The organism is Xylanimonas protaetiae, assembly GCF_004135385.1.
GTDB classification, from domain to species: domain Bacteria; phylum Actinomycetota; class Actinomycetes; order Actinomycetales; family Cellulomonadaceae; genus Xylanimonas; species Xylanimonas protaetiae.
Genome location: NZ_CP035493.1, coordinates 3,267,422 through 3,290,690 on the forward strand (window position 1 = coordinate 3,267,422; position 23,269 = coordinate 3,290,690).

Here is a 23,269-nt window from a genome sequence, read left to right on the forward strand (position 1 = left end):
GGGCCAGTCTGCCCGAGCGGTTCAGCGCCGGTACACCAGGTGCGTCACCTCGGGCGTCCAGCGCCCGCTGACGGCGCTCCAGGCGATGGGCCCTACGCCGTCGAAGAGCCGCGGCGCGCCGGTGAGCCCGGCGGCGTACGGCACGACGTGCAGCCGCAGCTCGTCGATCTCGCCGGCGGCAAGGTACGCGTTGACGGTGGTCGCTCCCCCGGCGACGGAGACGCGCCCCTCCGCCCCGGCCACCTCGCGCGCCTGCGCGAGCGCGGTCGCGGGCCCGTCGGTGACGAAGTGGAACGTGGTCCCGCCGTCGAGAGGGATGGGGTCGTGCGGGTGGTGCGTCAGCACGAACACGGGCGCCCGGTAGGGCGGCTCGGCGCCCCACCACCCGATCCAGTCGTCGGGCCACGGGCCGGGCGCCTTGGGCGAGAACATGTTGCGGCCCATGACGTAGGCGTCGGCGCCGACGATGGCGTCGTGCTCGGCCTGGTGCCGGTCGACGAGCTCGAGGTGCCAGGCGTGCAGGGTCATGGTGTCGATCTCGCCGAACGGCCGCTCGGACGTCTGGGACGGGCCGGCGGCGTAGCCGTCGAGGGTGACGGCGAGGTCGCAGGTGACGTGGGTCATGCCCGTCCGACGACGCCGGGGCGCCCGACTCATCGCGCAGCGGAGGCCAGCCCCACGAGCCGTGCGGCCTTGAGCTCCGTCTCGCGCCACTCGGCCGCCGGGTCGCTCCCCCAGGTGATCCCGGCCCCGGTGCCGAACCGCAGCACGCCGTCGTCCCACCAGAACGTCCGGATCCCGACGTTGAGCTCCGCCGTCCCGGCGTCCCCGTCCACCCAGCCGACGGCTCCGCAGTACGGCCCGCGAGCCACGGGTTCGAGCGCCCGGATGATCCGCAGCGCCGACGACTTCGGCGCCCCCGACACCGACCCGGGCGGGAACGTCCCGGCCAGCACCTGCGCCCACAGGTCGGGCGCGTCGGGCGCGCGCAGCAGGCCGCGCACGCGCGAGACCAGGTGCACCAGCCCGGGATGGTGCTCGACGGCGAGCAGGTCGGTCACCTCGACGGTGCCGGGCAGGCACACGTGCTGAAGGTCGTTGCGCACCAGGTCGGTGATCATGACGTTCTCGGCGCGGTCCTTGGCGCCGAGCCCGTCGGGCGTGCGCGCCGTGCCCTTGATGGGTCCCGTGGCGAGCACGCCGCCGGAGAGCGACAGGTAGAGCTCCGGCGACGCCGACACCACCCAGACGGGCTCGACGTCGCCCCCGGCCGGCACGTGGATCGCGGCGGCGTACGGGGCGGGGTTGCTCGCCCCGAGCACGCGGGCGAGGGCCGCGGCGTTCGGCTCCGCGCCGTCGTCGGCCGCGGGCAGCGGGGCGGACAGCACCCGGCAGACGTTGGCCTGGTACACGTCCCCCTCGAGCACGTGCTCGCGCACGTGCTCGACGGCGGCCTCGTAGCCGGCGCGGTCCATCGAGCTCGTCCAGGCGTCCGACGCCGGCCCGGTCCAGGCGCCCTCCGTCGCGTCGTCGGGCGCCTCCTGGTGCACGGACGCGAAGCGCCACGCACGCGCCCGACCAGGGCGTCCGGTGGTCCCGCCCCCCAGGTCCGCCTCGAAGTCGACGACGACGAACCACAGCCCGGAGCGCAGCCGTTCGGGCTCGCGCGCGACGTCGACGCACTCGACGACGTCGACGGCGAGCCGGCCCGCGAACCGGGCCCAGGACGGGGAGATGGGCACGGGAGAACGCTAACGATCCCCCGGGCTGGAGGCGGCGATTGGACGTTCCCGCCGCCGGTCAACTAATGTTCGGGATGCGCCGGACGCCCCAGGGTGAACGGCCGCGCGGATGTGGCTCAGTTGGTAGAGCATCACCTTGCCAAGGTGAGGGTCGCGGGTTCGAGTCCCGTCATCCGCTCGGAGGCCCACTCCTCGAGTCTCTCGAGGAGAGCACGTCTCAAGGTGGGTTGGCCGAGAGGCGAGGCAGCGGCCTGCAAAGCCGTACACACGGGTTCGAATCCCGTACCCACCTCGCACCCTGAGAAGCGATGCGCCCCGAGAGGGGAAGCAGGCTCAGGTACGGGCGATTGGCGCAGCGGTAGCGCGCTTCCCTGACACGGAAGAGGTCACTGGTTCGATCCCAGTATCGCCCACCAGCATTGCAGCAGGTCAGAGGCCGTCTCGGAGCAATCCGGGACGGCCTTTCGACGTATCCGGGCCAGGATCGGGGCGGCGCCACCACACGAGGAGCGCGCCCCCCCGGGCCCACGCCCCTAGCCTCGAGACCATGCTGGAGATCCCCGAGGCCGCGACCCTCGCCGCCGGGCCCGCGAGACACTCGTCGGCCGCGAGACTGTCTCGGCCGTCGCCGGGTCCAGCCCGCACGGCTTCGCTGTCGACGCCAGGGACGCGGCCACGCACGGGGCGCGCCTGACCGGCCAGCGGATCACGGGTGCCGAGTCCTTCGCCGGCCACGTCGAGATCGAGACGGACGACCGGCGCCTCGCCTTCGTCGACGGCGCGCGCGTCCGGCTCCTCGACACCGGCGCCCTCCGCCCCGCGAAGCACCAGTTCCTCGCCGAGCTCGACGACGGCCGGGCGCTCGGCGGGTACGCGACCGTCGGCGAAGACCCGCGACGAGGCGTGCCCGCAGTGCGGCGGCGGCATCGTCCGCTCGGCGTTCCTGGGCGGCAACGTGTACTTCTGCCCCATCTGCCAACCGTTGTGACGCGGCGTGCAGCGCGTTCCCGGGCGGCGCGGATCGTCCCAGAGAGCCTGGTCACAGCGGTGTGATTGGACCTCACGGCCCTTGGTCGTCTAGAGTTCCGGAGGTGCCGGACGCCGAGGAGAGATCCTCGAGCAGAGGGTTCTGCGGATGTGGCTCAGTTGGTAGAGCATCACCTTGCCAAGGTGAGGGTCGCGGGTTCGAGTCCCGTCATCCGCTCTCGGTTCGCCTCGAATCGGTCCTCGGACCTTCAGGGCAGGCCTTCGGGCGATTGGCGCAGCGGTAGCGCGCTTCCCTGACACGGAAGAGGTCACTGGTTCGATCCCAGTATCGCCCACCACCGAAACACCCCCGTCGACCAGCGGCAACGCGGTCTGCGGGGGTTTTCTGCGTCTGCGACCAGGATCACACAGGCTCGTGCGCGGTAGCGTCGGGAGCATGTGCCGGAACATCACCACCCTGCGCGGGCTCGAGCCGCCCGCGACCGACGAGGAGATCCGCGCCGCCGCGGAGCAGTTCGTCCGCAAGGTGACCGGGGTGCAGCGCAGCGCCGCCGCGGCGTCCCGGGAGCCGTGCGAGCGGGCCACCACGGAGATCGCCGCGATCGTCGACGCGCTGCTCGCCGAGCTGCCGGAGCGCAAGGTGCCGCCGAAGAACCTGCCCCCGCTGCGCCGCGAGGAGGTCAAGGCTCGCATCGCCGCGCGCATGCGCGAACGTGAGGAGCACGAGCGCCTGCACGAGCTCGGCATAGCCCACACGCACTGATCGGCGGCGCCCCACGCACCGGCACGCCGCGCGGCGCGGTTAGGCTCGCGGGCGTGGACCTGAACGAGCCCGCCGTCTCCGTGACCATGCACCGCGCCAAGGCCGCGGCCCGTGCCTCGCACACGACCGTGGGCGACCTGCGCCGGCTGCCCGGCGACGTCGTCGAGATCGACTGCTCGTGCGGGATGGTGCTCACCAACGGGCCGGAGTGGTCGCTCGACGAGCACATCCGGCTGCATCGCGCCGAGGCGCGCTACCTCGCCGTGAGCGAGGTGGCACCGGCCGGCATGCCGCGACTCATCCCCGTCGCCGTGGACCGCCGGCCGCGCTGAGCGGGCTCGGCGGACGCAGCGGCGCGGTCAGAGCTCGTCGGGGTCGTCCCAGGACTTGCCCGACGAGTCGCCCTCGATGGGGTGCAGCTCGACGGCCGAGAGCGACGTCGGCGCCTTGGAGGCGTCGCCACCGGAGCGGGGGTCGGAGTCCGGGTTGCGGCTCGGCGCGGCCAGGGCGATCCGCCCCGCGGACGCCATCGACTCCTGGAGGAGCCGCTGCACGCGGTTCTCCTGCTCGGTGGTGCTCGGGGTGCTCACGCCGCCGTCGCTCATGCCCCCATTCTGGCGCACACCGCCGCCCTCGTGCTCGCGCCGCGTCGTCCGTGGCCGAACGCGGCGCGTCGCCGCAGGCGGGAGGCCGCGCGTGGCCGTCCTCGCACGGACCCCGACGGCGCGCCGGGTCGCGCCCGCGGCGCCGTTCTCATGACACACCACTACGGTGACGTGGTGAGCACCGGGGCACGGCCTGCCCAGCCCGGGCCGATGATCTCGTGGCCCGGGACACGCCCGATCGTATGGGCTCCGCACGCCCGGACCGTCGACGTCGTCGTCGTGGGTCCCGGCGTGCCGGAGCGGCACGCCCTGCGCCTGGTCGGGGCCCACAAGCCCGGCTACTGGGGCGGCGACACCGAGATGGCGTACGGCACCGAGTTCGGCTGGTCGATCGACGGCGGCACCCCGCTGGCGGACCCGACCGGGACGTGGTTCCCCGACGGGGTGACCGGGCTGTCCCGGGTGCTCGAGCCGCTCGCCGGCTGGACCGACGACGCCTGGCACCCGCCCGACGTCCGCACCGGGGTGCTGCTGCACCTCGACGTCGCGACGGCGACGCCCGCGGGGACGTTCGACGCGGCCGTCGGCCTGCTGCCGCGCGTCGCCGCGGCGGGCGTCCGCGGCGTCGAGCTCGCCCCCGTGTGCGCGTACGACGACGTCGCAGGGCCGGAGGCCGGTGTCCGCCTGTTCGCGGTGCACGAGCCGCTCGGCGGGGTGGTGGGGCTCGCGCGGTTCGTCGACGCCGCCCACGCGCACGGGCTGGCCGTCGTCCTCACCCCGCCGCACCGCTGGGCGGCCGGGTCGCGGCTGGGGCTCGACCGGTTCGGCCCGTACGCCGTCGACGGGCGGCTCAACCTCGCGGGCAGCGGCAACGGCGGGGTGCGGGACTGGCTCACCGCCGACGCCGACCGGTGGTTCCGCGAGCTGCACGTCGACGGTCTCTCCCTCGACGCCGACGCGCTCGCCGGCCGCTCCGGGGTGCCGTACGTCGCGGAGCTCGCCGCGGCGACGGTCGGCGTCTCCACCGACCTCGGCCGGCCGCTGACGCTCTTCGTCGACGGCCCGGGCCGGTCGGACCGCCTGACGCGGGCCGTGCACCGGCTGCTCTCCCCCGACGGCCCGCCGGACCCCACGGCGGTCGACGACCTGCGGCAGCTCTCGGTGCTGCTCACGCCCGCCGGGCGGCTGTCGGTGCGCGACGACCGGCGGGGACGCCCGGGGCGGCACACCGCGCAGCACGCCACGGGCACGGTGGGGACGATCACCCGCCTGCCCGGCGCGCGCCGCGGCATGCCGTGGGCGACTCCGGGCGAGGACGCGCCCCCGCCGGACCTGGACGCCCGCGCGAGCCTGCTCGCGTTCGCCATGCTCGCGGGCACCCCGCTCGTCCTCGACGTCGACCACCTGCCCGTCGCCGACGAGTCCGCCGACGCCGCCCGGCTCCGCGCCTGGTGCGCGACGCTCGCCAGGGCGCGGGCCGTCGCCCTGGCCGACCTGGCGCTCGGTCTCGACCTGCGCAGCCACGGCACCACGCTCCTCGCACGGCGCGGGGCGAGCGTCCTCGCGCTCGCGTGGACGGCGGCGCCGGCGTCCGTCCCGCTCGACGAGGTGCTGCCCGGACGGGCCTGGCAGCTGCGCGCGGCGTGGTCCCCGCAGGCACGGGTCGTCGGGAACCGGCTGCAGCTTCCTGGCCGGACGACGGCGGTGCTTCGCGCGCGGGGGTGAACACCCGGCGTTACGCTCCGGCCCATACGACCGACGTGCCTGGTGAGGAGCGGCAAGGACCCATGAGCGGACGTCACAGCAAGCACGACCTGGAGTCCACGCGCGACGACGACGCGCTGCGCGACCTCGAGAAGAAGTGGACCGACTCCCCTGCCCGCGCGCTGCGGTGGCACAAGGACCTCGACGTGCGCGGGCTCGACTGCAACTCCGCGCCGGGCTACGACGGCGACAAGAGCGACGGCGAGGAGCTCGTGGCGGCGCACGCCGACGAGCTCAGCGAGCTCCAGGAGCGGCTCTTCGCCGACGGCCGCTCCGGCGGCACCCGGTCGGTGCTGCTGATCCTCCAGGGCCTCGACACGGCGGGCAAGGGCGGCATCGTGCGGCACGTCGTCGGGCTCGTGGACCCGCAGGGCGTCATGCACCGCGCGTTCGGCGTGCCGACGGCGGAGGAGGCGTCGCACGGCTACCTGTGGCGCATCCGCAACGCGCTGCCCCGGCCCGGGTACATCGGCGTGTTCGACCGGTCGCACTACGAGCAGGTGCTCGTCGTGCGCGTCGACGGCCTCGAGCCGGAGGAGACGTGGCGGGCCCACTACGACGAGATCAACGCCTTCGAGTCCGAGCTCGCCGCGGCGGGGACCACGATCGTCAAGGTCGCGATGTTCGTCTCCAAGGACGAGCAGAAGGCCCGCCTGGCCGAGCGGCTCGACCGGCCCGACAAGTACTGGAAGTACAACCCCGGCGACCTGAAGACGCGGGCCCGGTTCGGCGACTACCTGGACGCGTACCAGGAGATGCTGGAGAGGACGTCCACCGACGTCGCGCCCTGGCACGTCGTTCCCGCCGACAAGAAGTGGTTCGCCCGCCTCGCGGTCACCGAGCTGCTGCTCGGCGCCCTGCGCGCGCTCGACCTGGGCTGGCCGCCGGCGGACTTCGACGTCGAGGAGCAGAAGACGCTGCTCGCGGAGTCCTGAGGGCGGCGCCCGACACCGGGCGGAGCACCGCAGCGGCCGCCGCCGTCGCTCCGTGCGGCGTCAGGCCGCGGAGGCGAGCGCCCGGCCGTCCTCGGCCAGCGCCCCGAGCCGCGACAGCGCCCGGAAGTACTTCTTGCGGTACCCGCCGCGCAGCATCTCGGGCGTGAAGAGCGCGTCCTCGCCGCCGCCCGCGAGCAGTACCGGCACGTCGTTGTCGTACAGCCGGTCCACGAGCACGACGAGCCGCAGCGCGACCTCGACGCGCGTCACCGGCGCGACGTCCGTGAGCGCCACGAGCCCGACGCCGTCGAGCAGCGCCCCGTAGCGGCTCGGGTGCACCGTGGCGAGGTGGTCGAGCAGGTCGCCGAACCGGTCGCACGTGGCGTCGGGGCGTGCGGCGGCGTAGGCCTCGACGACGTCGGCGGGCAGCGGGCGGGAGTCGGTGACGACGGCGCGGTGCCGGAAGTCGTCGCCGTCCACGCGCAGCACCTCGAAGCGCGCGGCGAGCGCCTGGATCTCGCGCAGGAAGTCCTCGGCGGCGAACCGGCCCTCCCCCAGCGCCTCGGGCAGCGTGTTGCTCGTGGCCGCGAGCGCCACGCCGCGGTCGGTGAGCTCGCGCAGCAGGCGGCTCATGAGGGTGGTGTCGCCGGCGTCGTCGAGCTCGAACTCGTCGATGCAGACGAGCTTCTTGGCGGCGAGGGCGGCGACGGTGTTCTGGAAGCCGAGCGCGCCCACGAGGTTGGTGTACTCGACGAAGGTGCCGTACGCGGTGTGCTCGACGCCGACCGCGTGGGCGAGCGAGGCGAGCAGGTGCGTCTTGCCAACGCCGAAGCCGCCGTCGAGATAGACGGCGGGAGCGGTGGGCGTCTTGCGGGCGAAGAGGCCGCGGCGGGGCGGGGCGGCGACGGCGTCGGCCACCTCGCGCAGCCGGGCGAGCGTGGCGCCCTGGCTGGGGAACGCGGGGTTGGCGCGGTAGGTGTCGAAGCGCGCGTCGGTGAAGTGCCGCGGGGGTACGAGGTCGGCCAGGAGGCGCTGCGGGGAGGCCGCCGGCCGGACTGCCGTGAGGGACGCCGGGCCGTGCACGTCGGTGTCGGCGGGGTCGATCGTGGCGCTCGTCACGGGCGTCAAGACTACGCGCTGTCAGCACGTGCCCGGGTGTGAGGTGGGACACTGCCCCCATGCCCCTGCCCGCGCTGACCCTGCTGGTCCCGCAGTCCCGCCCGGTGCCGCCCGACGACGCCGAGGCCGACCTGCTCGCCCTCTACGCGCACGCGCCCGGCGTCGTGCGGGCGAACATGATCGCGTCGGTGGACGGCGGCGCGTGGGGTCCGGACCACGTCTCGGGGTCGATCAACGACGCCGCCGACTGGCGGGTGTTCCGCGTGCTGCGGGCGCTGGCCGACGTCGTCGTCGTCGGGGCGGGGACGGCCCGGGCCGAGCAGTACACCCAGCTCGGGCGCCCGGACGGGCTGGAGCACCTGCGGGAGGCGCCGCTGGAGCTGGCGCTGGTCACGCGCAGCGGCGACGTGCCGCCCGTGCTCGCGCAGGCGGAGCGGCCGCCGTTCGTCATCACGGGGGCGCGCGGCGCGGCGGCGGCGCACGCGGCGCTGCCACCGGAGCGGGTGATCGTCGTCCCGACGGCCGGTGACACCTCCGACGCCGCGGGCCCGCACGCGGGGGCCGCCCCGCCGCACGCCTCGGACGTCGACGTCGCCGCGGGCCTGGCGGCGCTCGCCGAGCACGGGCTGGCACGCGTGCTGTGCGAGGGCGGCCCGCACCTCCTGGCCGACCTGCTGGCCGCCGGGCGGGTCGACGAGCTGTGCGTGACGACGGCGCCGCTGCTCGTGGGACCCGGCGCGAGCAGGATCGTCGCGGGCGAGGCGCCCGCCGCCACGCCGCCGCAGGCACGCCTCGGGCACCTGCTCCACGCCCCCGGCACGGGGACGCTCCTGGCCCGCTGGCTCGTGCCACGCGCCTGAGCGCCACACGCCCGTGCCGGGACGCCCCGCCCGCGTTAGGTTCGCGGCATGAGCACCGAAGCCTCGTCCGACGTCGTCCTGGTCCTGACCGAGGCCGCGCTGAGCGCCGCCGACGTCGAGCACGTGCTCGACATCTACCGGGACCCGGACGGTGACGGCATCCCCGACCCGGTCGCGTTCCGGGTGCTCGTCCCGGCGGAGACGGAGCGGCACCTGCTGACGTCGCTCCTGGAGCACGTCGGCACGGGCGAGCTGCGCAAGGCGTGGGCCGACCTGACGGGCGGCCGGCCCGACCCCCAGCTCGCCGCCGCGTCGGCGTCCCAGAAGCTCGAGACGTCGCTGGCGGGGCTGCACGCGGCCGGGATGGCCGCCGAGGGCGTCGTCACGGACGACGACCCGGTGCCCGCGCTGCGGGCGGCGGTGGCGTCCGGCGAGGTGCGCGAGGTCGTCGTCGTGACGTACCCGCACGCGTACGCGGACACGTTCCACGCGGACTGGGCGTCGCGGGCGCGCGACGCCCTCAAGGTGCCCGTGCTGCACCTGTACGCCGGGACGTCCGAGATCGGCTGAGGCCGCTGCGGCGTCTCAGCCCTGCTCGGCCCGGGGCCGCACCTGGTGGCCGGCGCGCACGACGGTCGCCCGCACGAGCTCGTCCATGGAGTCCAGGAACGGCGCCTCGTCGAGCAGGTCGTGGTCCACCGCCGCGACGGACAGCTCCGTGCACCCCAGCACGACGACGCCGGCGCCGCGCTCCACGAGCCGCGCGGCCACGGCCCGCAGCGCGTCGACGTCGGCGGGCAGGCCCGCCTTGACCTGGTCGTAGATGATCGAGTTGATCATCGTCTGGTCGCCCGCGGTGTCATTGCCGTCGGGCGTGAGCACCTCGACGCCGCGCGCGGCGAACGCGTCGTGGTACACCCGTGACGCGACCGTGCCCGCGGTGGCGAGCAGGCCGACGGCGCCGAGCCCCGGCGCCCGCTCGAGCGCCGCGGCCACCGTCACGTCGATGATCGACACGAACGGCACCGTGATCGCCTCGAGCACCTGCTGCGTGAAGTAGTGCGCGGTGTTGCACGGCATGACCAGGAAGTCGACGCCGAACCCCTCCAGGCGGCGCGCGTCCGCCGCGAGCACCGGGCCCGGGTCCTCGGGCGAGGCGCCGAGCACGAACGCCGTGCGGTCCGGGATGGTCGCGTGGTTGAGCACCAGCAGGTCGACGTGGTCCTGGTCGCGCTCCGCCTGCGTCGAGACGACGACGCGCTGGAGGAAGTACGCGGTGGCGAGCGGCCCGACGCCGCCGAGCACGCCCACCAGCGGCTGGCTCATCGGCCGGCCTCCCACCGGGCGCGCGCCTCGGCCACCGGGTAGTGGCGGCCGTACTTGCGGAAGTGGTTGAGCTGCGCGACCAGCAGGTACGCCACGCGCTTCGGGTGCCACTCGGCGCGGTACCACAGCGGGTTGGTGGCCTTGCGGGTCAGCAGCAGGCGCCGCGTGCGGGCCTTGAGGCGCGGGTCGAACAGGTAGCGCAGCAGCAGCGCGCCCGGCAGCACCGTGTACAGGTGCTCGCGGTCGAGGGCGCCGTCGCCGTTCACCGGCGCGTTCGTGCCGAGCACCGCGCGTGGCTCCGGGTCCAGCCCGCGCAGGCGGTCGTGGACGTAGAACCGCACCGCGTTCGTGCCCGCTGCCGTGATGTAGAACTGCGAGCGCCCGAGCCGCGGGTTGAGCTCGAAGAACACGTAGCGGCCGTCGCGCGGGTCGTACTTGAGGTCGAAGTTCGCGAACCCGGTCCAGCCGACGTGCTCGAGCAGCCGGGTGGCCTGCGCGACCACCTCGGGGTTGAGCTGCGTGATGATGCCCGCCGGGTTGCCGAGCGCACCGGGGGCGTGCTCCTCGAGCAGCACGTGCCCGAACGCGGAGAACCGCACCTTGCCGTGCTGGTCGGAGTAGCACGTGAGGATGCGCATCCCGGAGTCGTCGCCCGGGATGTAGTCCTGGATGATGAACGCGCCCTGGTACCCGGCGTCGCGGACCCTGCCGAGCAGGTCGAGCAGCTCCTCGCGCGTGTCGACCGCGTGGACCTTCCTCTTGCCCGCGTACTCGACGTCGTGGAACGCCGCCGAGCTCGCCGCCTTCGCGATGACGGGGAAGACGAGCCCGCTCGTGTCGGGCTCCCCGCCGCCCTCCGTCATCGAGGCGACGTCGTGCACGACCGTGGTGGGGTGCGCGATGCCGAGCTCCGCGCACAGGGCCCCGAACTCCTCCTTGTCGGTGAGCCGCTCGAAGAGCGGCAGGTCGACGTAGGGCACCACGTAGCGGTCGGTCAGCCGGTCCTTGTTGGCCACGAGCGTGCCGACCAGCCAGTCGGCCGAGGCGACGACGACGAGGTCGGCGTCGGCGTGCTCGTCGGCGACCTGGCGCAGCCGCGCGACGATCGCCTCCGGGTCGTCGATGCCGGGCTCGACCACGTGGGTGAGGATGCGCGAGTGGCGCACCAGCCCCGTCGACGCGCCGGAGATGACCAGCGAGCGCACCCCGAACGCCTCGTGGAACGCGCGGGCGAGCGAGTAGGCGCCGATGTCGCCGCCGAGGACGACGGGCTGCAGGCGCCGGGCGCCGGCACCGCTCCGCCGGGTGGACGGTGCGACGTGCTGCGGACGGCGGGTCATGCCTTCCTCTCCGAGACGGGCGTCGGCGCATTGGCCGCGTAGTTCTTGCGCAGGGCCTCGAGCGGGTAGAACTCGCGGTACTTGCGCACGTGGTTGACCAGGGCGGTGAGCACGTACAGGCGGCGGCGCCAGCCCGCGTCGGCCTGGTAGCGCAGCGGGTGCACGACCCGGCCCGACTTCATGAGGCGGACGATGCGGGCGCTGAGAACCGGGTTCAGCACGTAGCGCTTGAGCAGCGAGCGCGGCACCACGCAGTACAGGACCTCGCGCTCGGCCGTGACGGGCGCGCGGCGGATCCCGAGCACGACGTCGTCGACCAGCACCTCGGTGGGGTTCTGCCCGCCGGCGGTGAGGTAGTAGTTGTTGCGCCCGATGCGCGGGTTCTGCTCGAAGAACTTGAAGACGCCGTCGCGCGGGTCAAGCTTGACGTCGAAGTTCGCGAACCCGCGCCAGCCCGTGTGCTCGAGGAGCCGCTGGGCGGCGTCGAGGATCGGGTCGATGCGCTCGACGATCATGGCCGAGGGGTTGCCGCGCGCCGCCGGGGTGCGCTCCTCGAGCAGCACGCGCGCGCTGCAGCGCAGCGTGACGCGGCCCGACGTGTCCGCGTAGGCGGTCACGGAGCGCATCTGGGTGTCGTCGCCCGGGATCATCTCCTGGACCAGGAACCGGCCCCGGAAGCCCGCGCCCCGCAGGCTCGCGTAGAGCCGCTCCAGCTCGTCGGGCGTCGCGATCTCGAAGATCTTCTTCTTCCCCGCGAACCGCACGTCGTGGTAGTCCGCGCTGCTGGCGGGCTTCGCGATCACGGGGAACGCGAAGCCCACCGGCAGGGGCTGCCACGCCGGGTCGGCGGCGTGGGCGAAGTCCTGGACCACCGTCGCGGGCACAGGGATGCCCAGCTCGGTGCAGGCGGCCATGAACTCGGCCTTGTCGCTGATCCGGTCGATGAGCGCGGAGTCCGCGAAGGGCACGACGTACCCGGCGGCCTCGAGCTCGGCGCGGTGGTGCGCCAGGATGACGACCACCCAGTCCATGTTCGTCAGCGCGATCAGGGTCTCGGTGCGACCCGCCGCCTTGTGCTGCTCGGCGACCCGCGTCAGCGCGGCGACGATCTCCTGCGCGCCCGTCCCGCACAGGACGAGGTCGATGATCGCCGAGCCCGCGATGGGGCCCGGCTCGGCGAACGCGGCGACCGTGGTGCGCACCCCGTAGCGCTCGTGGAACGAGCGCGCCAGGGCGTACACGCCGATGTCGGAGCCGACGATGACGGGGCGCACGGCCGCCGCGGGAGAGGTCACGGGGTGCGACACGGACTCGTTCACTGCTCCGTTTCCGTGCGGTCGCCGGACCACTCGGTGTGGAACGTGCCGTCCTTGTCGACGCGGCGGTAGGTGTGCGCGCCGAAGAAGTCGCGCTGCGCCTGGATCAGCGCGGCGGGCAGACGCTCGGCCCGGACGCCGTCGTAGTACGCGAGCGACGAGGAGAACGCCGGGACCGGCACGCCGTGCGTGGCCGCGGCGGCCACGACGCGGCGCCAGGCCGCGACGCCCTGGGCGACCGCGTCGGCGAAGTACGGGTCGGCGAGCAGCAGCGGCAGCTCCGGGTTGCGCTCGTACGCCTCGGTGATGCGGTTGAGGAACCGGGCGCGGATGATGCAGCCGCCGCGCCAGATGCGGGCCATGGCCCCGCGGTCGATGTCCCAGCCGTTCTCGGCCGACGCCGCGGCGATCTGGTCGAAGCCCTGCGAGTAGGCGACCACCTTCGAGGCGTACAGGGCCAGGCGGACGTCCTCGACGAACGCCTCCTTGTCCGCCACGTCCCACGCGGCGGCGTCGGCGGTCAGGGCCGCGCGGCCGGCCTCGCGCTGCGGGACGGAGCCCGAGAGGGCGCGGGCGAACGTCGCCTCGGCGATGCCGGTGATCGGCACGCCCAGGTCGAGCGCGTTCTGCACCGTCCAGCGGCCGGTGCCCTTCTGCTCGGCCTGGTCGAGGATGACGTCGACGAACGCGCTGCCCGTCTCGGCGTCGACGTGCTGGAGCACGTCGGCGGTGATCTCGATGAGGAACGACTCGAGGTCGCCCGCGTTCCACGCCTCGAACGTCGTGCCGATCTGCGCGGCAGACGCGCCGGTCGCCTGGCGGATGAGGTCGTACGCCTCGGCGATGAGCTGCATGTCGGCGTACTCGATGCCGTTGTGCACCATCTTGACGAAGTGGCCGGCGCCGTCGGGGCCGACGTACGTGCAGCAGGGGACGCCGTCGACCTTGGCCGAGATGTCCTCGAGGATCGGGCCGAGCCACTTGTACGACTCGGCGGTGCCGCCGGGCATGATCGACGGGCCGTTGAGCGCACCCTCCTCGCCGCCCGAGACGCCGGTGCCCACGAAGTGCAGGCCGTGCTCGCGCAGCGCCCGCTCGCGACGGATCGTGTCGGGGAAGTGGGCGTTGCCGGCGTCGATGACGATGTCGCCCTCCTCCAGGAGCGGGACGAGCTCCTCGATGACGGCGTCGGTCGGGCCGCCGGCCTTGACCATGACGACGACCTTGCGCGGGCGCTCGAGCGAGGCGACGAAGTCGGCCATCGACTCGGACGGCACGAAGGCGCCCTCGTGGCCCGCCTCGTCGACCAGGGACTGCGTCTTGGCGAAGCTGCGGTTGTGCACGGCCACGGTGTACCCGTGGCGGGCGAAGTTGCGGGCCAGGTTGCGGCCCATGACCGCCAGGCCGGTGACACCGATCTGCGCGGTGCCCGTCGTCGTGGTCTCGCTCATCGTTTCGTCGGCTCCCTTGTGCTGCGTGCTACTGCGGTCGTCGCGTCTCGGCGGCGCCCGGCGACGTCGAGGGCGCGGGCGGCGCAACCTGACCCAGCCTAGTGGGGCGCGCGGGCGCGCCGACGCCCCAGGTCACGATCCGGGCGCGACGTCGCGGTCAGTGCGGCGAGGCGGCCCGCCGGCGCCCGTGGCGCGGCCTACCGTGGACCCGTGACCTCGGACAGACGGGAGATCCCCGACCGGTTCGCGGCCGCGCTGCAGTCGATGCGCAGGCCGCGGCTCCGCCCTGAGGTGCATCTCGAGGAGGTGCCCGGACCGGGGCGGGTCGCGCCGTGGAGCGCGGCGCTGGAGGGCGAGGTGGTGGTCAGCGGGCTCGAGCTCGCGACGGGCCGCTTCGTCGTCCTGCACGACCCTGCCGGCCAGGAGACCTGGCAGGGCGACTTCCGCGTGGTCACGCTGGTCCGCGCGACGCTGGAGCCCGAGATGGCCGCCGACCCGCTGCTCGGCGACGTCGCGTGGAGCTGGGTCACCGAGACGTTCGACGACGCCGGCGTCCAGGTGCTCGCGCTCGGCGGCACGGTCACGCGCGTCCTGTCCACGAGCTTCGGCGCCCTGTCCGGCACGCCCGACGCCGTCGACCTCGAGCTGCGCGCCTCGTGGACGCCGACGGACACGGACCTGGGCACGCACCTGCACCTGTGGGTCGACCTCATGGCCACGGCGGGCGGGCTGCCGCCCCTGCCGGACGGCGTCACGGCGCTGACCTCCCGGCGAACCGGCATACGGTAGGTCCGTGACCCTGCCGCCCGAGACTCCCGAGGTCGTCCCCCTGCGCGAGCCCGCCGGCGGCGTGCCCGAGGTGGTGGACACGCCCGCGGGGCTGGCCAAGGTGGTCGCCGCGCTCGCCGGCGGGACGGGCCCTGTCGCGGCCGACTGCGAGCGCGCGTCGGGCTACCGCTACGGGCAGTCGACGTTCCTGGTGCAGCTGCGCCGCGAGGGCGCGGGCACCGCGCTGCTCGACCCGGTGCCGCTGCCCGACCTGTCGGCGGTCGGCGCCGCGCTGGGCGACGTCGAGTGGGTGCTGCACGCGGCCTCCCAGGACCTGCCCGGCCTCCACGAGCACGGCCTGTTCCCGGCGAAGGTGTTCGACACCGAGCTCGCCGCGCGCCTCCTGGGGCTCGAGCGCGTGGGCCTGGCGGCCGTCGTCGCCGACACCCTGGGGCTGGGGCTGGCCAAGGAGCACTCGGCGGTGGACTGGTCCACGCGGCCGCTGCCCGTGGACTGGCTGCGGTACGCCGCGCTCGATGTCGAGGTGCTCGTGGACGTCCGCGACGTGCTCGCCGACCGGCTCGCCGACGCCGGCAAGGACGCGTGGGCCGCGCAGGAGTTCGAGGCCGTGCGCCTCGCTCCCCCGCCGGCGCCGCGCGTCGACCCGTGGCGCCGTGTCTCGGGCACGCACCTGCTGCGCGACCGCCGCAAGCTCGCCGTCGTCCGGGCGCTGTGGGAGGCGCGCGACGCCTCCGCGCGGGCGCGGGACATCGCGCCGGGCCGCGTGCTGCCGGACCGCGCGATCGTCGCCGCCGCGCAGGCGCTCCCGCGCACCGCGGGCCAGCTCGTGACGATCGGCGAGTTCGCGGGCAAGGGCCAGCGGCGTCGGGCCGCGTACTGGCAGCGCGCGGTCGACCAGGCGATGGCCCTGCCGGAGACGGCGCTGCCGAGCCTGCGCGGGCCGTCGTCGGACGGGCCGCCGCAGCCGCGCCTGTGGGCGGACCGCGACCCGCAGGCGGCCCACCGCCTCGGCGCCGCCCGCGAGGTGGTGGCCGCACTGTCGGAGCAGCACCACGTGCCGGTCGAGAACGTGCTCCAGCCCGACGCGCTGCGCCGCCTGTGCTGGGCTCCCCCGGCGTCCGTCACCGCGGACTCCGTCTCAGAGTTCCTTCGCGGGCGCGGCGCCCGGGCGTGGCAGCTCGACCTCACGGCGGGACCGCTCGCCGCGGCGCTGACGTCGTCACCTTCGTAGACACGCCCTTTCGGCGCCGGGACCATCGCTTTCCCGCGAATGAGACCGAGTCTCTTGACTTACCTCGTACCGCGAGTAGCGTGTAGTTCCATGACTACCTCTGCTCGTCGCGCAGCGCTGCGCGACGTCGTCTTCGTCGACGGGGTCCGCACCCCGTTCGGCAAGGCCCGCCCCGACGGTCTCTATGCCGAGACCCGCGCCGACGACCTCGTCGTCAAGGCCGTGCGCGAGCTGCTCCGCCGCCACCCGGAGCTGCCGCCCGAGCGCGTCGACGAGGTCGCGATCGCCGCGACCACCCAGACCGGCGACCAGGGCATCACGCTCGGCCGCACGGTCGCCGTCCTCGCGGGCCTGCCCCGTTCCGTGCCCGGATACGCCATCGACCGCATGTGCGCCGGCGGCATGACCGCCGTGACCACGACCGCCGCCGGCATCGCCGCCGGCCAGCAGGACGTCGTGATCGCCGGCGGCGTCGAGCACATGGGCCACCACCCCATGGGCTTCGACGCCGACCCCAACCCACGCTTCGTCTCCGAGCGGCTCGTCGACGCCGCAGCCCTCAACATGGGCGTCACCGCCGAGAACATCCACGACCGCTACCCCCACCTCACCAAGCAGCGCGCCGACACCTACGCCGTCGGGTCCCAGGCCAAGTACGCCAAGGCGCTCGCCAACGGCGACGTCGGCCCCGAGCTCGTGCCCGTGGCGGTCCGCTCGGCCGAGCACGGCTGGGGCCTGGCGACGGCCGACGAGCTGCCCCGTCCCGACACCACGGTCGAGGGCATCGCCGACCTCAAGACGCCCTTCCGCCCCGGTGGTCGTGTCACGGCGGGCAACGCGTCGCCCCTGACCGACGGCGCGACCGCCTCGCTGCTCGCCGCGGGCGACGTCGCCGCGGAGCTCGGCCTGCCGGTGCGCATGCGGCTCGTCTCCTCCGCGTTCGCCGGCGTCGAGCCCGAGGTCATGGGCCTCGGCCCCATCCCCGCCACCGCCAAAGCGCTCGAGCGCGCGGGCCTCACCGTCGAGGACATCGGCCTGTTCGAGATCAACGAGGCGTTCGCCGTCCAGGTCATCGCGTTCCTGGACCACTACGGCATCGCCGACGACGACGAGCGCGTCAACCCGTACGGCGGCGCCATCGCCATGGGCCACCCGCTCGCGTCGTCGGGCATCCGCCTCATGACGCAGCTCGCGCGGCAGTTCGAGCAGCACCCCGAGGTGCGCTACGGCATCACCACCATGTGCGTGGGCCTCGGCCAGGGCGGCACGGTGATCTGGGAGAACCCGCACCACGCCGACTATTCCGGCCACACCACCACCCCCGTCCGCACCGACGACGCCGCGGAGGCCTGAGACCATGACCGACACCGTCCGCACCGAGCCGGCCACGCGCGCGGAGCGCGTGACCCACTCCCTCGTCCGCGACGTCGCGCTGCCCGGCGGCGCCGGGACGCTCGCGCTCGTCACCCTCGACAACGGGCTCGACCACACCAAGCCCAACACCCTCGGCCCGCTCGGCATGGCCGAGCTCACCGCGCGCCTCACCGAGCTGCGCGCCCGGGCCGCCGCCGGCGAGATCGCCGCGATCGCCGTCACCGGCAAGCCGTACATCCTCGCCGCGGGCGCCGACCTGCTCGGCGTCGGGACGGTCCGCACGCGCGAGGAGGCGCTCCAGCTCGGCCGCCTGGGCCACGCCGCATACGAGCTCTTGCACGACGTCCCCGGGGCCCCGCGGGTGCGCGCGTGCCCACGTTCGCGTTCGTCAACGGGCTGGCCCTGGGCGGCGGCCTCGAGGTCGCCCTCAACGCCGACTACCGCACGGTCTCGTCCGACGCCGCGGCCCTCGCGCTGCCCGAGACCGGCCTGGGCCTCGTGCCCGGCTGGGGCGGCGCGTACCTGGTGCCGCGCCTCGTCGGCATCGAGAAGGCCGTCGACGTCATCCTGCGCCGACCCGCGCAGAACAAGCCCTTCAAGCCCGCCGAGGCGCTCGCGATCGGCCTCGTCGACGCGCTGTTCGACGCGGCCGACTTCCTCGAGCAGTCCATCGCCTGGGCCGCCCGCGTCGTGCGCGGCGAGGTCACCGTCGCCCGGCGCGAGCTGGACCCCCAGCCCGTGTGGGACGCGGTCGTGGGCGGCACGCAGCGGTTCCTCGACGCCGTCGTGCACGGCTCCCGCCCCGCGCCCGCCCGGGCGCTCGCCCTGCTCGCCGCGGCCCGCAACGCCACCCGCGCGGAGGCGTTCGCCGCTGAGGACGAGGCGCTCGCCGACCTCGTCATGAGCGACGAGATGCGCTCGAGCGTGTACGCGTTCGGGCTGGTCTCCGGCGGGAAGAAGCCCGTCGGCGCCCCCGACCCGACCCTCGCCCGGCCCGTGACCCGCGTGGGCATCGTCGGCGCCGGCCTCATGGCTGCGCAGATCGCCCTGCTGGTCACGCAGCGGCTCGGCGTGCCCGTCGTCATGCGCGACCTCGACCAGGAGCGCGTCGACAAGGGCCTCGGCTACGTGCGCGCCACGGTCGAGAAGCTCGCCGGGCGCGGCAGCATCACGCCCGACGCCGCCGCCCGCATCGTCGCCTCCGTGCACGGCACGACCGACCTGCACGAGTTCGCGCGCTGCGACGTCGTCGTCGAGGCCGTCACCGAGATCCTCTCGCTGAAGAAGAAGGTGTTCGCGGAGCTCGAGACGGTCGTCTCCCCCGAGACGATCCTGGCGACCAACACCTCTGCGCTGTCCGTGACCGAGATGGCCGCGGACCTCCAGCACCCCGAGCGCGTCGTGGGCGTGCACTTCTTCAACCCCGTGGCCCAGATGCCGCTCGTCGAGGTCGTGCAGGCCGAGCGGACGAGCCCCGAGGCGCTCGCGACCGCGTTCGCGATCACCAAGAAGCTGCGCAAGACGGCGGTGCTCGTCAAGGACCGGCCCGGCTTCGTGGTCAACCGCCTGCTGGTGCTCGTCATGGGCAAGGTCGTCGAGGCGATCGAGAACGGCACGTCCGTCACGGTGGCCGACCGGGCGCTCGCCCCGCTCGGCTTCCCGATGCCGACGTTCGAGCTGTTCGACCTCGTGGGCCCCGCCGTCGGGCTGCACGTGCTCACCTCGCTGCGCGAGGACCTGGGCGACCGGTTCCCGGCGTCGCCCGGGCTCGAGAAGCTCGTGGCCGACGGCACCCGCGTGGTGCTCGACGCCCCCGCGGCCGGGCTGCCCAAGCCCGTCGACCCGGCCGTCCAGGCCGTGTTCGGCGAGGCGCTGCCCGCCGGCTCGACGGGCCGGCTGGGCACCCCGGTGCTCGACGCCGCCGGCGTGCTCGACGCGACGCTCACGGCGCTGACCACCGAGATCGGGCACATGCTCGACGAGGGCGTCGTCGCCGGGCCGTCGCAGATCGACCTGTGCATGATCCTGGGCGCCGGCTGGGGCTTCCACACGGGCGGCATCACGCCGTACCTGGACCGCACCGGGTACGGCGAGCGCGTGCTGGGGCGGCGTCTGCTGCCCGTCGGCGTCGCGGACGTGGCGACGGCCTGACCCCTCCCGGGTGCAGCAGCGCGGCCGGCGGTTCTGAGAACCGCCGGCCGCGCTGGGTTGCGACGTCTGGGCGCCGCCTCACCTGGAAACAGGGGTGAGAGATCTCAGTAGGTCGTCAGCCCCCGGGAGCGGAACTGCTCGCGCACCCGCTCGAGGAGCTCGGGCGTGGGGGGCGGCGTGTCCTTGAGCTCGTACTCGCGCCCGAGCGTCTCCCACTTGTCGACGCCCATGTTGTGGAACGCGAGCACCTCGACGCGGGTCACCGTGCCGGGCCGGATCTCGTTGAGCTCCGCCGCGTACCGCGCCACGATGTCGACGTTCTCGACGTCGTCGGTCAGGCCCGGGACCAGCACGAAGCGGACCCACACCTCGACCGGGTCGTCGTGGTCGACACCGCCCGGCAGGCCGGACCGCGCGAGGCGGCGGCCGAAGTCGAGCGTCGGCTGGAGCTGACGCTTGGTGACCTTGAGGTAGGTGTCCGGGTCGCCCGACTTGATGTCGAGGAGCACCAGGTCGGTGTCCGCGATCATCTCGTCCGTCATCGCCGCCCCGAGGAACCCCGAGGTGTCGATGGCCGTGTGCACGCCCATCTCCTTGGCGCCGCGCAGCAGGCGCGCCGCGAAGGCGGGCTGCTGGAGCACCTCGCCGCCCGAGATCGTCAGGCCGCCCTGGGTGGCCGTGAACGCGGGCACGTACCGCTTGATGCGCGCGAGCAGGGCCTCGGCCGTGACCGGCTCGCCGTCCTTCATCTCGAGGGTGTCGGGGTTGTGGCAGTACAGGCAGCGCAGCGGGCAGCCGTTGAGGAACACCGTCATGCGGGTCCCGGGGCCGTCCACGGCGGTGACGAGCTCCCAGGAGTGCACCGAGCCGAGCTCGCCCGACCGCATCATCGCGAGCTTCTCGCTGCGGTCGAGCTCGGTGACCTCGAGCCCCGCCAGGCCGGCGCCGGTACGGCGCGTGGTGGCAGTCGGGACGTCGAGGCCGTCGGAGACGGGCTCCCCGTGGCGGGCGCGGACCTCGAGGAAGCTGGCCCGGCCGTCCGAGATGCCGAGGCCGGCGCCACCACCGAGGGGAGGGTTGGTGGCGCCGACCACGGGGTTCGTGGAGGACATGTCAGTCCTTGCTCGTGAGCCTCAGGCTCACATCGAGCCGTGGAAGGTCCGGCTCAGCACGTCGAGCTGCTGCTCACGCGTGAGGCGGACGAAGTTCACGGCGTAGCCGGAGACGCGGATCGTCAGCTGCGGGTAGTTCTCGGGGTGCTCCATGGCGTCCTCGAGGGTCTCCTTGACCAGCACGTTGACGTTCATGTGGTACCCGCTGCCGCCGACGGTCGCGTCGAGCAGGCCCGCGAGGTTCTTGACCTGCTCCCCGCGGTCCCGGCCGAGGCCCGAGGGCACGACCGTGTTGGTCAGCGAGATGCCGTCCTGCGACTCCTCGTACGGGAGCTTCGCGACCGACAGGGCGGAGGCGAGCATGCCGTGCGTGTCGCGGCCGTTCATCGGGTTGGCACCCGGGGAGAACGGCTCGCCGGCGCGGCGGCCGTCGGGCGTGTTGCCCGTGGCCTTGCCGTAGACGACGTTCGAGGTGATCGTCAGCACCGACTGCGTCGGGACCGCGTCGCGGTACATCTTGTGCTGGCGGATCTTCGCCATGAACGACTCGACGAGCTCGACGGCGATGTCGTCGGCGCGGTCGTCGTCGTTGCCGTAGGTCGGGAAGTCACCCTCCGTGACGTAGTCGACCACGATGCCGCGCTCGTCGAAGACGGGCGTGACCTTCGCGTACTTGATGGCCGACAGCGAGTCGGTGGTCACGGCGAGGCCGGCGATGCCGCAGGCCATGGTCCGCAGGACCTCCTTGTCGTGGAGGGCCATCTCGATGCGCTCGTAGGCGTACTTGTCGTGCATGTAGTGGATGACGTTCAGCGCCTCGACGTAGGTGGCGGCCAGCCAGTCCATCGTCTTGTCGAAGCGGGCGCGGACGTCGTCGTAGTCGAGCGGCTTGCCCGCCTCGACGGGGGCGACGGCCGGGGAGACCTGCTTGCCCGTGACCTCGTCCTTGCCGCCGTTGATGGCGTAGAGCATGGTCTTGGCGAGGTTGACGCGGGCGCCGAAGAACTGCATCTGCTTGCCGACGGCCATCGGGGACACGCAGCACGCGATGGCCGCGTCGTCGCCCCAGTGGCTGCGGATCTGGTCGTCGGACTCGTACTGCACGGCCGAGGTGTCGATCGAGACCTTGGCGCAGTAGTCCTTGAAGCCCTGCGGGAGGGCGGCGGACCACAGCACGGTCATGTTCGGCTCCGGCGCCGGGCCCAGGTTGTACAGGGTCTGGAGCATGCGGAACGAGTTCTTGCTGACGAGCGGGCGGCCGTCCTCGCCCATGCCGGCGATCGACTCGGTGACCCACGTCGGGTCGCCGGAGAACAGCGCGTCGTACTCCGGGGTGCGCAGGAAGCGCACGATCCGCAGCTTGATCACGAAGTCGTCCATGATCTCCTGCGCCTGCTCCTCGGTGAGGGTGCCGGCGGCGAGGTCACGCTCGAAGTAGATGTCGAGGAACGTCGAGACGCGGCCCAGCGACATGGCGGCGCCGTTCTGCTCCTTGACCGCGGCCAGGTAGCCGAAGTACAGCCACTGGACGGCCTCCTTGGCCGTGGTGGCCGGGCCGGAGATGTCGAAGCCGTACGAGGCGGCCATCTCCTTGAGCTCGGCGAGGGCGCGCAGCTGCTCGGCGTGCTCCTCGCGCTCGCGGACGACCTTCTCCGAGAAGACCTCAGTGTCGAGCGAGAGCTTGTCGAGCTTCTTGGCGGCGATGAGCTGGTCGACGCCGTAGAGCGCGACGCGGCGGTAGTCGCCGATGATGCGGCCGCGGCCGTAGGCGTCGGGCAGGCCGGTGATGACGTGCGACGAGCGGGCGGCGCGGACGTTCGGGGTGTACGCGTCGAAGACGCCGGCGTTGTGCGTCTTGCGGTACTTGGTGAAGGTCTCCTGCAGCGTCGGGTCGACGTCGTAGCCGTACGTCTTGAGCGACGTCTCGACCATGCGCCAGCCGCCGTTGGGGATCATGGCGCGCTTGAGCGGGGCGTCGGTCTGGAGGCCGACGATGACCTCGTCGCCCTCGGAGATGTAGCCGGGGCCGTGCGAGGTGATCGCGCCGGGCACCACGTTGTCGACGTCGTAGACGCCCTTCTCGCGCTCCTGCGGGAACATCGCCGCGATGGTCTCCCACACCTTCGTGGTGCGGGCCGTCGGGCCGGCGAGGAACGCGTCGTCGCCCGCGTAGGGCGTGTAGTTCTTCTGGATGAAGTCGCGGACGTCGATCGCGTCCTGCCAGGGGCCGTTGGTGAAGCCCGTCCAGGCGGTCGTGATCGTGTCTGCGTGGGACTCAGTCGTCGTCATCTTGGTGACCTTCTCTCCTTCGGGAGGGATCGTCCTCCCCCTGTTTCCACACATGACGTTACGCCCGTGGACAGACCACAACCACGCCAAACGGGCGCCAAACCCTGTCGCCTTC

20 protein-coding genes, 5 tRNA genes and 1 pseudogene are annotated in these 23,269 nt (G+C 73.6%); 15 read left to right on the top strand and 11 right to left on the bottom strand.

The window, feature by feature from the left end; all coding sequences use genetic code 11:
- Positions 1-21: 21 nt before the first annotated feature.
- Positions 22-624, bottom strand: a complete 603-nt coding sequence (locus ET471_RS15160) for a dihydrofolate reductase family protein (protein WP_129189664.1) — start codon at positions 622-624, stop codon at positions 22-24.
- A gap of 29 nt (positions 625-653) precedes the next feature.
- Positions 654-1,742 (bottom strand): chorismate-binding protein, encoded by a 1,089-nt coding sequence (locus ET471_RS15165; RefSeq protein WP_129189666.1) that lies wholly within the window; start codon positions 1,740-1,742, stop codon positions 654-656.
- A 105-nt stretch (positions 1,743-1,847) separates the two neighbouring features.
- Between ET471_RS15165 and ET471_RS15170 the strand changes: the two genes are divergently transcribed.
- The 3 genes from ET471_RS15170 (at position 1,848) to ET471_RS15180 (ending at position 2,158) form a co-directional block, all read left to right on the top strand.
- Positions 1,848-1,920 (top strand) — tRNA-Gly (locus ET471_RS15170).
- A 43-nt stretch (positions 1,921-1,963) separates the two neighbouring features.
- Positions 1,964-2,034 (top strand) — tRNA-Cys (locus ET471_RS15175).
- Between the two features lie 49 nt (positions 2,035-2,083).
- Positions 2,084-2,158, top strand: a tRNA-Val gene (locus tag ET471_RS15180).
- A 13-nt stretch (positions 2,159-2,171) separates the two neighbouring features.
- Here ET471_RS15180 and ET471_RS18695 read toward each other — a convergent pair.
- Positions 2,172-2,714, bottom strand: coding sequence for a hypothetical protein (locus tag ET471_RS18695; protein WP_242496320.1), 543 nt, complete (start codon positions 2,712-2,714; stop codon positions 2,172-2,174).
- Positions 2,715-2,873: 159 nt separating this feature from the next.
- On the opposite strand from ET471_RS18695, the gene ET471_RS15190 reads away from it, so the two are divergent.
- The 4 genes from ET471_RS15190 to ET471_RS15205 all read left to right on the top strand — a co-directional run bounded on the left by ET471_RS15190 (position 2,874) and on the right by ET471_RS15205 (position 3,824).
- Positions 2,874-2,946: transfer RNA gene (locus ET471_RS15190), tRNA-Gly, on the top strand.
- Positions 2,947-2,992: 46 nt separating this feature from the next.
- Positions 2,993-3,067: transfer RNA gene (locus tag ET471_RS15195), tRNA-Val, on the top strand.
- 98 nt (positions 3,068-3,165) lie between these two features.
- Positions 3,166-3,492 (top strand): DUF2277 domain-containing protein, encoded by a 327-nt coding sequence (locus tag ET471_RS15200; protein WP_129189668.1) that lies wholly within the window; start codon positions 3,166-3,168, stop codon positions 3,490-3,492.
- Between the two features lie 53 nt (positions 3,493-3,545).
- Positions 3,546-3,824, top strand: coding sequence for a hypothetical protein (locus ET471_RS15205; protein WP_129189670.1), 279 nt, complete (start codon positions 3,546-3,548; stop codon positions 3,822-3,824).
- A gap of 27 nt (positions 3,825-3,851) precedes the next feature.
- Here ET471_RS15205 and ET471_RS15210 read toward each other — a convergent pair whose 3' ends face one another.
- Positions 3,852-4,097, bottom strand: coding sequence for a hypothetical protein (locus tag ET471_RS15210; protein ID WP_129189672.1), 246 nt, complete (start codon positions 4,095-4,097; stop codon positions 3,852-3,854).
- A 174-nt stretch (positions 4,098-4,271) separates the two neighbouring features.
- Here ET471_RS15210 and ET471_RS15215 point away from each other — a divergent pair, with 174 nt between their 5' ends.
- Together ET471_RS15215 and ET471_RS15220 are read left to right on the top strand one after the other, a co-directional pair.
- Positions 4,272-5,822: an alpha-amylase family protein gene (locus ET471_RS15215; RefSeq protein WP_129189674.1), complete on the top strand. Its 1,551-nt coding sequence runs from the start codon at positions 4,272-4,274 to the stop codon at positions 5,820-5,822.
- A 62-nt stretch (positions 5,823-5,884) separates the two neighbouring features.
- Positions 5,885-6,796 carry a PPK2 family polyphosphate kinase gene (locus ET471_RS15220; protein ID WP_129189676.1) on the top strand — a complete coding sequence of 304 codons (912 nt, stop codon included), beginning with the start codon at positions 5,885-5,887 and terminating at the stop codon, positions 6,794-6,796.
- Between the two features lie 60 nt (positions 6,797-6,856).
- Here ET471_RS15220 and zapE read toward each other — a convergent pair whose 3' ends face one another.
- A complete protein-coding gene (zapE, locus tag ET471_RS15225) occupies positions 6,857-7,915 on the bottom strand; it encodes a cell division protein ZapE (RefSeq protein WP_129189678.1) in 1,059 nt (352 codons plus the stop codon).
- A gap of 59 nt (positions 7,916-7,974) precedes the next feature.
- On the opposite strand from zapE, the gene ET471_RS15230 reads away from it, so the two are divergent.
- Both ET471_RS15230 and ET471_RS15235 read left to right on the top strand, forming a co-directional pair.
- The gene (locus tag ET471_RS15230; protein ID WP_129189680.1) at positions 7,975-8,775 is read left to right on the top strand and encodes a dihydrofolate reductase family protein; all 801 of its coding nucleotides are present in this window, start codon (positions 7,975-7,977) and stop codon (positions 8,773-8,775) included.
- Positions 8,776-8,823: 48 nt separating this feature from the next.
- Complete coding sequence (locus tag ET471_RS15235) at positions 8,824-9,345, top strand: hypothetical protein (protein WP_129189682.1); 522 nt, start codon at positions 8,824-8,826, stop codon at positions 9,343-9,345.
- Positions 9,346-9,360: 15 nt separating this feature from the next.
- Here the strand turns inward: ET471_RS15235 and cuyB are convergent, their stop codons facing one another.
- From cuyB to gndA, 4 genes are read right to left on the bottom strand one after another with little or no spacing between them, the layout of a single operon-like run.
- Entirely contained in the window at positions 9,361-10,101 is a 741-nt protein-coding gene (cuyB, locus tag ET471_RS15240) for a cysteate racemase (RefSeq protein ID WP_129189684.1), read from the bottom strand.
- Complete coding sequence (locus ET471_RS15245; protein WP_129189686.1) at positions 10,098-11,441, bottom strand: carboxylate--amine ligase; 1,344 nt, start codon at positions 11,439-11,441, stop codon at positions 10,098-10,100. The genes cuyB and ET471_RS15245 overlap by 4 nt, the downstream gene beginning before the upstream one ends.
- On the bottom strand, positions 11,438-12,760 hold the full coding sequence (locus ET471_RS15250; protein WP_129189688.1) for a carboxylate--amine ligase: 1,323 nt from the start codon (positions 12,758-12,760) through the stop codon (positions 11,438-11,440). Before ET471_RS15250 ends, ET471_RS15245 begins: the two co-directional genes overlap by 4 nt.
- Entirely contained in the window at positions 12,757-14,208 is a 1,452-nt protein-coding gene (gene gndA, locus ET471_RS15255) for an NADP-dependent phosphogluconate dehydrogenase (RefSeq protein ID WP_129189690.1), read from the bottom strand. The genes ET471_RS15250 and gndA overlap by 4 nt, the downstream gene beginning before the upstream one ends.
- 210 nt (positions 14,209-14,418) lie before the next feature.
- Here gndA and ET471_RS15260 point away from each other — a divergent pair, with 210 nt between their 5' ends.
- The 4 genes and pseudogenes from ET471_RS15260 to ET471_RS15275 all read left to right on the top strand — a co-directional run bounded on the left by ET471_RS15260 (position 14,419) and on the right by ET471_RS15275 (position 19,753).
- Positions 14,419-14,997 carry a DUF3000 domain-containing protein gene (locus ET471_RS15260; RefSeq protein WP_129189693.1) on the top strand — a complete coding sequence of 193 codons (579 nt, stop codon included), beginning with the start codon at positions 14,419-14,421 and terminating at the stop codon, positions 14,995-14,997.
- Positions 14,998-15,001: 4 nt separating this feature from the next.
- Positions 15,002-16,228 carry an HRDC domain-containing protein gene (locus tag ET471_RS15265; protein WP_129189695.1) on the top strand — a complete coding sequence of 409 codons (1,227 nt, stop codon included), beginning with the start codon at positions 15,002-15,004 and terminating at the stop codon, positions 16,226-16,228.
- Positions 16,229-16,318: 90 nt separating this feature from the next.
- The gene (locus ET471_RS15270) at positions 16,319-17,581 is read left to right on the top strand and encodes a thiolase family protein (protein WP_129189697.1); all 1,263 of its coding nucleotides are present in this window, start codon (positions 16,319-16,321) and stop codon (positions 17,579-17,581) included.
- A gap of 4 nt (positions 17,582-17,585) precedes the next feature.
- A pseudogene (locus tag ET471_RS15275) lies at positions 17,586-19,753 on the top strand (3-hydroxyacyl-CoA dehydrogenase NAD-binding domain-containing protein).
- 104 nt (positions 19,754-19,857) lie between these two features.
- On the opposite strand, the gene pflA reads toward ET471_RS15275, so the two are convergent.
- Positions 19,858-20,865 carry a pyruvate formate-lyase-activating protein gene (gene pflA, locus ET471_RS15280; RefSeq protein WP_129189699.1) on the bottom strand — a complete coding sequence of 336 codons (1,008 nt, stop codon included), beginning with the start codon at positions 20,863-20,865 and terminating at the stop codon, positions 19,858-19,860.
- A 27-nt stretch (positions 20,866-20,892) separates the two neighbouring features.
- Positions 20,893-23,154, bottom strand: coding sequence for a formate C-acetyltransferase (pflB, locus tag ET471_RS15285; protein ID WP_129189701.1), 2,262 nt, complete (start codon positions 23,152-23,154; stop codon positions 20,893-20,895).
- Between the last annotated feature and the right edge of the window lie 115 nt (positions 23,155-23,269).

Bases quoted from the DNA above. Each gene is read 5' to 3' on its own strand.
- ET471_RS15210 (WP_129189672.1), bottom strand. From the start codon at position 4,097: ATGAGCGACGGCGGCGTGAGCACCCCGAGCACCACCGAGCAGGAGAAC.
- ET471_RS15200 (WP_129189668.1), top strand. From the start codon at position 3,166: ATGTGCCGGAACATCACCACCCTGCGCGGGCTCGAGCCGCCCGCGACC.
- pflA (WP_129189699.1), bottom strand. From the start codon at position 20,865: ATGTCCTCCACGAACCCCGTGGTCGGCGCCACCAACCCTCCCCTCGGT.
- ET471_RS15160 (WP_129189664.1), bottom strand. From the start codon at position 624: ATGACCCACGTCACCTGCGACCTCGCCGTCACCCTCGACGGCTACGCC.
- cuyB (WP_129189684.1), bottom strand. From the start codon at position 10,101: ATGAGCCAGCCGCTGGTGGGCGTGCTCGGCGGCGTCGGGCCGCTCGCC.
- pflB (WP_129189701.1), bottom strand. From the start codon at position 23,154: ATGACGACGACTGAGTCCCACGCAGACACGATCACGACCGCCTGGACG.
- ET471_RS18695 (WP_242496320.1), bottom strand. From the start codon at position 2,714: ATGGGGCAGAAGTACACGTTGCCGCCCAGGAACGCCGAGCGGACGATG.
- ET471_RS15220 (WP_129189676.1), top strand. From the start codon at position 5,885: ATGAGCGGACGTCACAGCAAGCACGACCTGGAGTCCACGCGCGACGAC.
- ET471_RS15230 (WP_129189680.1), top strand. From the start codon at position 7,975: ATGCCCCTGCCCGCGCTGACCCTGCTGGTCCCGCAGTCCCGCCCGGTG.
- gndA (WP_129189690.1), bottom strand. From the start codon at position 14,208: ATGAGCGAGACCACGACGACGGGCACCGCGCAGATCGGTGTCACCGGC.
- ET471_RS15245 (WP_129189686.1), bottom strand. From the start codon at position 11,441: ATGACCCGCCGTCCGCAGCACGTCGCACCGTCCACCCGGCGGAGCGGT.
- ET471_RS15235 (WP_129189682.1), top strand. From the start codon at position 8,824: ATGAGCACCGAAGCCTCGTCCGACGTCGTCCTGGTCCTGACCGAGGCC.
- ET471_RS15270 (WP_129189697.1), top strand. From the start codon at position 16,319: ATGACTACCTCTGCTCGTCGCGCAGCGCTGCGCGACGTCGTCTTCGTC.